General features: G+C 45.0%; 8 protein-coding genes. 4 read left to right on the forward strand and 4 right to left on the reverse strand.

All coding sequences use genetic code 11. The features are described from left to right. Positions 1-418 precede the first annotated feature (418 nt). Entirely contained in the window at positions 419-1,057 is a 639-nt protein-coding gene (locus tag AK963_RS07560; protein WP_238593665.1) for a response regulator transcription factor, read from the forward strand. A gap of 605 nt (positions 1,058-1,662) precedes the next feature. After that, positions 1,663-2,046 carry a response regulator gene (locus AK963_RS07565; RefSeq protein WP_066014847.1) on the forward strand — a complete coding sequence of 128 codons (384 nt, stop codon included), beginning with the start codon at positions 1,663-1,665 and terminating at the stop codon, positions 2,044-2,046. A gap of 111 nt (positions 2,047-2,157) precedes the next feature. Here the strand turns inward: AK963_RS07565 and sbcB are convergent, their stop codons facing one another. Continuing rightward, positions 2,158-3,609: an exodeoxyribonuclease I gene (gene sbcB, locus AK963_RS07570; protein ID WP_066014848.1), complete on the reverse strand. Its 1,452-nt coding sequence runs from the start codon at positions 3,607-3,609 to the stop codon at positions 2,158-2,160. A gap of 182 nt (positions 3,610-3,791) precedes the next feature. Here sbcB and AK963_RS07575 point away from each other — a divergent pair, with 182 nt between their 5' ends. Continuing rightward, positions 3,792-4,022: a hypothetical protein gene (locus AK963_RS07575; RefSeq protein ID WP_066014849.1), complete on the forward strand. Its 231-nt coding sequence runs from the start codon at positions 3,792-3,794 to the stop codon at positions 4,020-4,022. A gap of 71 nt (positions 4,023-4,093) precedes the next feature. Here AK963_RS07575 and AK963_RS07580 read toward each other — a convergent pair whose 3' ends face one another. From AK963_RS07580 to AK963_RS07590, 3 genes are all read right to left on the reverse strand, one after another. Then, on the reverse strand, positions 4,094-4,717 hold the full coding sequence (locus AK963_RS07580; protein ID WP_066014850.1) for a YigZ family protein: 624 nt from the start codon (positions 4,715-4,717) through the stop codon (positions 4,094-4,096). Positions 4,718-4,768: 51 nt separating this feature from the next. Further along, positions 4,769-5,140, reverse strand: coding sequence for a PilZ domain-containing protein (locus AK963_RS07585; RefSeq protein WP_083232528.1), 372 nt, complete (start codon positions 5,138-5,140; stop codon positions 4,769-4,771). A 143-nt stretch (positions 5,141-5,283) separates the two neighbouring features. Continuing rightward, the gene (locus AK963_RS07590; RefSeq protein WP_139117297.1) at positions 5,284-11,196 is read right to left on the reverse strand and encodes a hypothetical protein; all 5,913 of its coding nucleotides are present in this window, start codon (positions 11,194-11,196) and stop codon (positions 5,284-5,286) included. Between the two features lie 124 nt (positions 11,197-11,320). Here AK963_RS07590 and AK963_RS31880 point away from each other — a divergent pair. Continuing rightward, on the forward strand, positions 11,321-11,660 hold a 340-nt coding region (locus AK963_RS31880), incomplete at its 3' end, for a hypothetical protein (protein WP_139117298.1).

Below are 11,660 nucleotides of genomic sequence, written 5' to 3' on the forward strand. Positions count from 1 at the left end.
TGTGCTTCACTCAGGCTTATGTTTATTTGCGTTACATAACCTGTAAACTTACGCAGTCAGCGGGAATGCTGGAACAAAATCAGAAGAAATCGATGCCTGTGGGAAGTACTACTCTGCATAAACTGCGAAAATAACCATGCTTTTCCAGTGAAAGCCGGAGTTGATTTTTTTGTTTGCCTGATAAAGCAACAGCATCATACTCTGCTAAACTCTTTGCTAAAATACAGAGCGAATTCCACGGCCTTTAAGCAATCTTTTTCAACCTGTGTGACTTCCGGACAACCTTCCGGATAACGCAGTTGATGCTCAAAGAGCGTTAATAATGGCTTTCCCGCATCACCTCTTTCCAGCCTGATGGCGAAAACACCAAATTATACGGCAAATTTCTCACAGTGGAGTCATTATGCAGCAACAGGACATGAAGCAAGAACCAACCGTATTTATCATCGATGATGACGAGGCGGTGCGTGACTCGCTGAAAATGTTGATGAAGTCGGTAGGTCAGACTGTAGAAGCCTTTTCTTCACCTGCTGAGTTCCTTGAAGTTTACGATGAAAACCGGCCTGGCTGTATCGTGCTGGACATCCGTATGCCCGGCATGAGCGGACTTGAGCTACAAAGCAAGCTCAATGAAATGCACTGTATTCTGCCAATCATCTTTATCACAGGTCACGGTGACGTGCCTATGGCAGTTCAGGCCATCAAAGATGGTGCCATGAACTTTATTCAGAAGCCTTTCCGCGATCAGGAACTTCTGGATCTGATCAACGATGCTCTGAAGCTCGATACTCAACAGAGAAAAGAAGTGCTGGAGCACAAGGAAATTCTGCGTCGGCTTTCCACTCTTACCGACCGTGAACGTGAAGTACTGCACCATGTGGTGGAAGGTAAAGCCAACAAGGTCATCGCTGCAGACATCAACCTCAGCCAGCGTACTGTTGAAATCCATCGCTCCCGTGTTATGGAAAAAATGGGAACCAAGTCCCTTGCCCATCTTGTTCGCCAGGTCATGCAGGTAAAAGATCATCTGGACGGCGAATTTAACTTCAAAATCTAAGCTGCTCCTGCTTGCTCCGTACACTTCGTTTTACAAAGTTGCGGAGCCACTTCTACTGAAGCCAAACCAGCTCATAATATTTTGGTTATTTAGACATCACCTGAAAATCATAACCTGTTCCAATCCCCTGGCTAATGGAAGGGGATGCTATTCGCTTACTTTTTAAAATGGAATTACCCCATAACCATTACGGAATTGACCAAATAACGTCCCATTATAATTTCCGTTTAATTCTAAAAAAAATGATCTAAACGAATAACACAATACTTGAACGAACGGACAGCCAGATCCTTAGGTACTCGCCGAATAACGTCAAGTACATCCCTCCATTCAGGATTAAGCCAGCTAAACCTAAACTGAACTCGTACCATTGGACAATGGCAAGAAGAGACGATGAAATACTTTCTAAACCGTTTCGGTTCAATTTGATCAGGATGTATTTCGTATTTAAAAGGTTGCTTCTTGAGCTGCTGTTAATGACGGAATAACGTGTATGCTTCTTTGCATGTATGTTATTTCCGCAAGATATCGATAAGCAGTAGCTTTTTGCTTACAGCTGTTTCATTGCAACAATACAGGTTTCTTTTTACCGCAAGGCTGCCTTTATGAATCTCGCAACCCACTGCTCAGTCTACTTATTGGAACAGGATTCCGGCACTACCGAGACTATTCGCAGCCTGTGCCATGAAAAATCCATGGAGCTTATCTGCTTCAGTTCACACTTTGAACTGTTGAATGCACTTAAAGCAGATCAGCCATCCTGTATCATTGCCGCAAATGACCAGCCTCATGGTCAGGCGTTAAACCTGATGCAGGATCTGGCCAGTGGCAACCACCAGGTTCCAGTCATCATCCTAGGCCATCACAATGATGTATCCAGTGCTGTTGCAGCAATTAAAGCGGGTGCTGTTGATTACATTGAAAAACCAACCATTTACGGTCGACTGGCAGAACAGCTGAACCTGGTAGTAAAGCATTCATTCCAATAAGCGTAAGCACATAAAGTCATATGTGCTTACTTGCTAATTTATCTGGATGGCCGCAGTTTCAAAAAATATTCATTCACCTGTAGCCAACTGAATTGTCGATCAATAAAAATACTAACGGAATAGGGCATTCTCGTGCTGCCGAACATAATCAGACAATTGTGCCAATATATGCTGTTTTTTCGGTTCCCCCTCCGCCATTGCCTGAGCCTCTCCCAATTCATTCCAGAAATGATCAAACGTTAATAACTGAGTATTTTCCGGATTTAATTGTCCTGACAGTCGATCGCGGCAATATTGCTTCCAAAGCCCCTGATCTTCTCCATCCATGGTTTCAAAATAGTGCCGACCACGATATCGAAACAACATTTCTTCCAGTCGCTTATCTGAAAAAGAGAGACCAAGTTGAGACAACTGTGAAGGATTCGACGTTAAAATACGGCTCATTTCATTCTTGTCTGCGGGTGAAAAAAAACCACCAGAATAAATCATCTGATCTGGATCAGTATGCTTCATAGTCAGAGACTCTGAAAACACCTCCTTAAGTTTTGCGGTCAGCCTTCTATCAGCCATCAACTGATTTCGGTGCACTTCACACCTGGCAAGGTTTATTTCGAGGCGATCCTGATCTTCTGCCCTCAAAACAGCAAGTGGAGCAACCGCAGGGCATTTATTAATATGAATGGTCTTTAACGGGATGCGCTCTTCACCATCCCCCAATTGATCAGCTGGCGTGAACAGCCGTCGCCGGATATCTTCCACCGACAAATTCAGTAAGGGCTCCGGATCTACCGACAGGTCATAGACAACAATACCGTTGCGGTTTACCGGATGATCAATCAGAGGCATCACAACGGCCAGATTATGTCGCTGTGCTCCAAACATACCAGACACATGCACTACCATTTGCTGATTGACCAGGTTTAAGAGTCCGGCAACTTCTCTCTTACCACGATGAGAGAGATAGAACTGGAATACTCTGGGCTGCCGCTGCCGAACCAACCTTGCCAGCGCAATCGTCGCCCGCACATCCGACAGAGCATCATGAGCTGATCCATGGTCTATGCCATTGGCAGCCGTGATCTCTTCCAGTCTGAAACTTTTGAAACCATCCTCCCGCAGCGGCCACTCAATACCTTCAGGCCTCAAAGCAGCCGTCAATCTGACCAGATCGATTAAATCCCAGCGGCTGTTACCATTCTGCCACTCCCTTGCATAGGGGTCATAAAAGTTACGGTAAAGGATATTCCGGGTTACTTCATCATCAAAGCGGATGGTGTTATAGCCCAGCGCGCAGGTGCCTGGCACCATTAACTCAGTATGAATGCTGCGAATAAACTCTGGTTCCACTACCCCCTGCTCGTTAACCTTTTGCGGCGTCAAACCGGTTACCAGACAAGCCATAGGATTAGGCAAATGATCCTCCGGCAACTTACAGAAAATATTCAGAGGCTGACCCACCTCATTCAATTCTGTATCTGTTCGGATACCTGCAAACTGAGCAGGCCAGTCAAGGGCAGGGTCGGCACCGAAAGTTTCATAGTCGTGAAAATAAAAAGAGTTCATTTAATAGCCTTCAATGGTGCTGATTGCTAACCACTCAGTCCTGAGACACTACAGTATCGCTGGCTCAGTCAAAAGAAGCCAGCCAGCCCCTTAAAATACGGACGCCGTTCCTCAATCAATAAAAATACTCTCAGTCAGCAATATTGTGGCCGATATCAAGCTTGAGAAGAGGAGGGAAAACAATGAAAGAAGGAGATAAACGCCACGGTACATTTACCCCGGTTTTCAAGGGTAATTACCCGCTTTGCCTGCAGGCGATAGCAGGACAGAGAATCGAGTGGCAATACATGGGAGAAAGCACCATGCCTCCACTTGGGACCGGACTATTTATGGCCATGACCGACAACCAAGTTCTGAAGGACCAGAAGTACTGGGTCTATGAAGATGCTATTGAGTTTGAGAGCAATAATTAGTGGGGATCTATAGTCCCCTTTTTATTTACCAGAGCTTATGCTTTAATCGCACGTTCTTGAGAAAGAAAACTTCAGACATCCTCATCCTGCCACTGAATAATAATTTGCCCCCGGCTTACATCGTGCAAATGATGAGCAAGACTCTCACTTCCGGTTTCTGGTATTGAGATCATCATCTTGACTGACTGACCATAGTCGCACTGCTCAAGCGTCGCGTGAAACTGTTCAAGGTGATGACGAACCATTTGTTCATGAGCGTAGTCACAGACAAGAACACCACTTCTTAATGCAACCCGCTGCTCAAGAGGCAATATTTCACAGGCCTGCTGAACAGAGGCACTGTAAGCCCTGACCAGACCTCCGGCACCCAGTTTCACTCCACCAAAATAACGCACCACCACGGCCACAACATCACCAATACGCTTGTGTTGCAGGACATTAAGCATTGGTCGGCCTGCCGTACCGGAAGGCTCTCCATCGTCATCAAAACCAACTACCGCACCACCATCCGGTGCACCTGCAACAAAGGCTAAGCAGTAATGAGTAGCATCCGGGTATTCGATACGTTTTGCTTCGACAAACGACAGCGCTTCCTGACGGGAATGAGCAGGAGAAATACAGGCAATAAAACGGCTTTTCTTGATTTCGGTTTCAACCGTTATAACTTGTGCAGGGACAACGTAATCAGCAGACATGACGACCTGGGACAGCAATCGATCGGTAACACAAAATTTTACCTGAAAACGTCAGTCCGTGACTTCGCCAAAGGTAAAATAACTTTTCAGTGTTTCAACCAAGTCAATAATATCATGACCCGCATTAACAATACTGTAGCCAGAGTCAAAATATTCCGGGCCAACATCTGGCTTGCACCAGTGGCACCGTGCATCAAAGTCCAGATACCGCTCACCCATTTCATCGTCTGGAAGAATAATTCGCATATTGTAAACCGCACCAATCAAAACAGGGACAGAACTGATCAGCATTAAGCCATTACAACTGATGTTTCCAATACTCCCCATAACCCTCATAGTGTTGCGATTGTAAATTTTAAGATAATCCTGCAACTGATGACGCTTAATCGAGCGGCGTTCCTTGCCACTGGGTATTAATGACATATATCACGCCTTGTTTGCTTAAACATAGAAACCAGACACCATCTTATGAATACGTTTGATACACCATTGAATAAAGCACATTCATTTCATTCAAACGTTATCAACGAAAACCTTTAGAAAATTATTTCTTCCATTATCAAAGATCATTTTAATTTACTTGCTCTCCTTCTAACTATTTTATCCTGAGACTGAATCGCACCAGCTTCTAGCTCTTTTCCATATTTTCTACGAGCTTTCAAAAGATCATTTTTAATATGCTCTAGACAGGCCACTAATTGAGGATCCTTACCTTTTCTTAATACTGTTCTGGCCATTTGCTTGGAGTTGTTTTCTTTTCTCACCTTTTCAAGGGAGCTATATTCTGTCTTCGCCAGACCTGACGGTCCAGAAACGTCCACCTTCCAGTTCCAGCCTCTTGGTCTGCCAGATTTAACCAGTTGGATTTGAGTAGGGGGCTTGTTTCCCTCTTGTGGATAGAACTTATTTATTCTGTCACGAATCCTTCCATAATTACTCTGGTGTAATTCAGTCATTCCTCTTCCTAAAATATCGCACATTTTCCCAAATTTCGTGACATTGTTACTGCCTTTTCCTGGTACAAATTTTATACCAGACAGTACAGTGGCCAGATCATGATAGAAAGTCTCCAAAGCACTATTTGTTTCACGACAAAACTCTGTCAGAGCCTCCAGGTCTCCAGACTCCACCCTGGCAAATTTTCTATTAAAGGCAGCGTATACAGCAGTTACTTTTTCCCAGTCTTTAGGATTAGCGAGCACAAGCTTTTCAACACCCTCACTTTCTTTTTTCGGTGTTTCGCCACTATTGCAAAGCACCTCAAGCTCGCTGAACACAGCTTTGGCATCAGCTTTTATCCCCCCACAATAACCCTTCAGCGCAGAAGGAACATTACGCTTCTCTACCCGAGAATCCGGAGTGAATCCGTTTTCCTGTAAACTACGAATACGCTCCTCAATTTCCCTATCCATATGTGAGCTGCGGGCAAATTTTTCAAGAGGCGCTTGTTTATCAAAATTCTCAAAGCTTTCCCTCTCTATTTTCTTTAACTCTTTATGAACCACTGCTCTCAATTGTTTTTCCATTTCTTTAACATACACGTCATGATTGTAAGCCTGAGTTCTTGAACTACCGGTATCTGCAGTCAGTACATCATGAAGCTTAACCTGTTTAAGCACTGCCCCCGCCTCTTTATCACGCCAGACATGAGCGTCAAATAAAATATCTTCAGCTTCAGAGCGCTTAACACCATTGTCAATGTCATCTTCACGATCTTTGACAGCTTGCGAATTTTCACGGAGTGCCATAACTCCGCCAACCATCTCATGATACCTGTCATGCTCAAGCCTCTGGGCCTTCTTGAAATTTTTCAGCGCCTTTACTAGAGGCTCATCTTTTGGAAAGACATCGCATTCCCATGAGTTGACATATGCGTCCAGATCACGGGCAAGATTATCCTCATAGCTACCATCTTTGTCAGGTGGCGTAACATGCAGTTTTGAATGGATCACACGTTGTTGCTCAGGGCCTAGTTTATCTATTGAGTGATCGCTGAGGGCTTGTTCAAGCTTATTCCAGGATTGGTTCCTTTCATCACATGCTGCCTCATAGGCAGCAACCAGATTCTTATGCGTTTCCCTGACATCATCACTGACACAAGCCTTATCAAGATCAGTCGATGGGTCCATGACCATATATAATTTCTGCATTTTGAGAATTCCAGACTTACGCATGCCACGACCTATCTTCTGCAGTGTTACACTGCCGCGGCCGCTGGAGTCTTCAAGAAAGCCAAAAACAATACATACACTTTTATCATATTGAGGACCATCCGTTCCAACCACCTGAGTATTGTCCAGTCGTAGATCATAATCCTCAGGATGATTACGAATCAAAGCCTCCATTTCAGGTGTCACCACTGCATCAGGCCCCTGGTATTTTTTATCTTGCGGATGATACAAACAGAGCTGTTTCTGATTGTTATAATACAGAAGCCCCCGGGCTTTCCCCCCTCGCGCTTTTTTCAGGTTATTATAATCGCTCTTGACGCTCTCAAACCGGTTCTTCCCATCATCATTACCATCAATCAGAATAATTTGCTTATCCTTTCCTGATTCTTCCATCGCCTGCGCCAGGATACGAACCCTAGCTTCTGGTGTTGAGGTTCCTCTGGAAAAAATAGGTGCCGAGTTCGCGAGCCAGTGTAAGAACCTGGCATCGGTTGTCTTTGGATCCGACACACATTTACCTGCAGCTTCTTTCACCGTTGCTGATTTAGTCAATGCGGCCATGGTAAAGCCAGATCCCGTGGTTGCCGAAAGGCTGATTTTATACTTACTACCACTCAAAAATGCAGCCTGTACCTCTACGACTTCCCTGGAACTTATCGATTCCGGCATATTCAGCGGTTTCAGTGCCCATACGATATCTGCCGTCAGCTCATCAAGCTCCTCTACTTTCCCAGGCATAACAGATCGATCATACTCATCAAAAATATTCAGACCTCCGTATTGCAAAGAGTCCACTATTTTTTCCAATATATCGACTTCATTTCTGGTCTGAAGTACCTCTTGGCTCAACACCTCTACTTCGTCTTGTGAACGAGTTGCTTTTAACGCTTCTCTCTGTGACTGCAATGTTGTTTTTAATTTTTCTTTCAGTGTTTTCAGTAACTGAACATCTTTTGTTGAGATACCTAAGGGCTCTTTCTTCTCAACCATTTTCAGAATTTCATCCAGATTCTTTTCTGACCACCATTTAGCAGGAGAAACAGACTCCCTCGAAGGTACATATTTTTCGAAAAGATCCAGCCTTCTGTACTCAATCCCCTGCTCAGCAAAATAATGATAAAGTGAGTGATCCAGTTCAGCCTGATTACTTGGCGGGGCAATGATTCGGACTCGATGCCCTTTTTGATAGGCTTGATCTGCAGCAAGAGGGATAATGGTTTTACTTTTTCCATAGCCAGTACCCAGTTTGAACACCAGATTCAGGCTATTGAAGCCTTTCCTCTTCAACCTCATGTTCTTAACGAAATCAAACACCTTTTCAGCGATTTCGGGCTGAGTACCACGCAACATTAGCCCTCTCTGCTCAAAAGACAACATTACCCGGTTTCGCTCATCAAGAGGCTTGCTGTAGTGGTCTTTAATTCGATCATTCGCCTCTCTCTGTTCTCCAGCCAATAGCGCCATATCCAGATTCAACACCTGGCAGGCAGCTTTAAGCTCTCCTTTTTTCATTAGCTGACTTTCACTTTTCACCTTGGTCAGCTTGTCTTTCTGCACTCCCAAACGCCGTCCCATGCTGATACAAAAGTCCCGCTCATTTTTTACCAGCAACAGTTGTACCAGATCATTACAGAATGAATCACCATTCACTTGAACCCAGTCAGGAAGCTCTCCATTTTTAAACTGGGTAATTACAAAATCAACCAACTCATCATCACGGTATATATCCAGCTTCTCTGGTTTCGGGTGATGCGCTCTTAAACCACCCCCTAGCTTATGCGTTAAATCATTCACGCCCATGTTCAAACGAAACTGGCGATCGCGATTCATCTTGATCACTTTCGCAAAATTCAACTCCACCTGTTGAATAGAACCTTCGGTCCCCTTTTCTGCCTCAGGATTAATTTCACAACCGGAAAATACCTTCATATTTTTAAAGGCATCATCTTTAAATTTTTCAAGATCAGTCTCACTAAGCTTAATCAATTCCTTACTAGCACGCCGCTCAAGACTTTTCTTAAAATAGCTGCTCCCAACTAAATCCAAGCCAGCATCAATAGAAAGTTTTTGGTATCGTTGAAGCTTTGGTGCCAAACCGGCATCGGCCATGTCTGTACCTAGTTTTTTTCTGTCTACTTTTCTGAAGTGAACACCGCTATATTGACTGGGGTCTGCGTATTTACTCTTCAACAGTTGATGTTGGTTCTCGGTATGAATCAATCTATCGAGCTTCTGTCTCTTGGAACGTGAAGAAATATCATGCACAGTTTGCCTGTATAATGCAGCCAGCTCTTGACGCTTCGCCTTTGAATCCCATTGTTTACGAAGCCAGTCAAATGCCCCAAGCAGTTTTTCTGCTTTGCCTCTTTCTCTGGAATCAGCTGTTACATCAGCGTACCTGCTTGTATCAACTAAGCCTGGCCCCCTTGCAGCTCTCAGAAAAAACTCAGCCTCAACCGTTTCTGTAACGCTTTCTTCTGATTTACTTGCCCCTATCGGCTTGGGCTTTAAATCCCCTTTACCATCAGGCTCGTATAAAAAGTATTGACTTCCTTTTTCTCTTCTCTGCAACACCAGAATACCTGTCTTGCCATCATCGGCTCTGACTGGCAACCAGTTGCCTGCAAAGGGAGGTTCGTAATCCGGGCGCAGGTACATAAACCGAGGATGAATGGTATAATGTTTATCACCCAACATGCCATGCCATTGACCATTCCTGTTTTTTTCAAAGACGATGCCTGCAGGCTTTCCCTTTTCTACAACAACGCTTTCAGCACCTTCATCCGCTATACAATAATAAGCACCGTCAATACCCTCAAAAAATTTATTCAGAGGGCCGTTTCCTCCGCTGATCTTTATTTTTGTATAATTTCCATCTCTCTTATCGTTAAAATTGTCTAAAGCCTTGGTGTCAAGAATGCCTTCTGAGCTGTTAAACGCCCTCATAAATTCAGCGGTACGACCAGTTGCTTGAGGGAACTTGTCTTCAGGCTCCAGGTTTAGCCTCTTCTTAAGACTTTCAACGCGATTTTGCAGTTTTACATAACGAAACTCGCCATCGTATTGGTATTGGCCAGTAACTGGATCCCTGCTTCCCTTTGCCTGTAGCGTATTCTGGTGCTGGCGGATAGATTCGACAGCCAGATTAGAATTAGTCTTTTCAAGATCCTCCTTGCATACTACCAGTACATCGTCCATATCCGGTAAAGGATCAAGGCCTGATTGATCCCTGATTTCCAGAAGTCCATTGATGAAAGCAGCCTTTAAATTTTCTTTTCCTTGTACCGCTTCGTTCTGAACACCCTCATGACTTTCCTTTAAGCTATTGATCAACGCTAGCAACATCGGTCTGATGTTATCGTCTTCTATCATTCTGATGGCCTGTTTCTGGCTGTCAGTTTTTTCTACTTCAGGCCGTTTCTCATCACCTTCAAACAACTTGTTAAGTGCTACCTTATGCTGCTTGATTGCTTCCGATACAAACTGTTTGCCTCTAGGGCTCAACTTATCCTGATGAACCCGTGCAGGTATTCTATCTGGGTGAAATAGTTGTAACCTCTCAGAATACTGCATATATAGCAATTGACGCTGAGCATGATCACGAGTTGCTTTAACCTCCTCAGCACACCTATCAACCAATTCTTTTTCAACTCGATCGATGATTTGACCCGCAAGGTAACTGCAACCCTCACCACTATTTAATCTAAATTCACTTGCTAAATATGGAAATACCTCGGCAATAAAGTCATCTGTCCTGGGGGGGGTATCTGTCTTTGGGTATTTATTAGTGATCTTATTAAGATTTTCAAGCCATTCCTCAACCGCGTCCCCACTACTGATTACAGCATTTGATCTTTCAATACCTGCTAACTGACGATCAAGATCTCGCTTGTAAACACTGGCTATTCTTCTCAGCTCAGCAATCTCGCTACCTTGTTGCGGATATTTACTTTCAAAAAGCTCGAAGGTCTTATCTATTTCTTTCTTCAGAGCTGTAATTTTGACTTTAATCGAATTTCGTAAACCAATATTACTTGGCTCAAGTGCTCGCTCCTCTATCCAGGGAAGTCTGTCTGCTTTTACTTTCTCTGCTTTTTTCCACTTATTAAATTCATCCACTTTAGCAGCCATAGCGTTCGCATCTTCCTGAAGAGCAACCACGTCCCGATACACACTAGAAACACTGACATCATCACGGTTAACTGGGATATCGTTTAACCACAGCTCCAATTCCTTGAAGCCTTCTCCAGTGGGGGCTGCCGAATGGCTGTCCGTAAGCACTGAAGGCCAGGTCACGTTCGGTGACACTGCTGATTCCCTTTCGAATGGTGTGGATGGAGAAGAAGTTGGTGTTGAAGGTAGCGACCCACCAATACCCGAGTCACGGCGATCTCTTCTCCCTGAGGTACCGGTACTGGTGGTGCCGGATCCCATGACCGGATTTTCCCCGGTGCCGGTGGTCACCGTGTCAGGTGTGCCACTGCCGGTACTGGTGGTGCCGGATCCCGTGACCGGATTTTCCCCGGTGCCGGTGGTCACCGTGTCAGGTGTGCCACTGCCAGTACTGGTGGTGCCGATGACCGGGCTTTCCCCGGTGCCGGTAGTCACCGTGTCAGGTGTGCCGCTGCCAGTACTGGTGGTGCCGATGACCGGGCTTTCCCCGGTGCCGGTGGTCACCGTGTCAGGTGTGCCGCTGCCGGTACTGGTGGTGCCGGATCCCATGACCGGGCTTTCCCCGGTGCCGGTGGTCACCGTGTCAGGTGTGCCGCTGC

The organism is Endozoicomonas atrinae (assembly GCF_001647025.1).
Taxonomy (GTDB): Bacteria; Pseudomonadota; Gammaproteobacteria; order Pseudomonadales; family Endozoicomonadaceae; genus Endozoicomonas; species Endozoicomonas atrinae.

Excerpts from the sequence above, each read along its gene's own strand:
- AK963_RS07565 (WP_066014847.1), top strand. The coding sequence starts at position 1,663 with ATGAATCTCGCAACCCACTGCTCAGTCTACTTATTGGAACAGGATTCC.
- AK963_RS07560 (WP_238593665.1), top strand. The coding sequence starts at position 419 with ATGAAGCAAGAACCAACCGTATTTATCATCGATGATGACGAGGCGGTG.
- sbcB (WP_066014848.1), bottom strand. The coding sequence starts at position 3,609 with ATGAACTCTTTTTATTTTCACGACTATGAAACTTTCGGTGCCGACCCT.
- AK963_RS07580 (WP_066014850.1), bottom strand. The coding sequence starts at position 4,717 with ATGTCTGCTGATTACGTTGTCCCTGCACAAGTTATAACGGTTGAAACC.
- AK963_RS07585 (WP_083232528.1), bottom strand. The coding sequence starts at position 5,140 with ATGTCATTAATACCCAGTGGCAAGGAACGCCGCTCGATTAAGCGTCAT.
- AK963_RS07575 (WP_066014849.1), top strand. The coding sequence starts at position 3,792 with ATGAAAGAAGGAGATAAACGCCACGGTACATTTACCCCGGTTTTCAAG.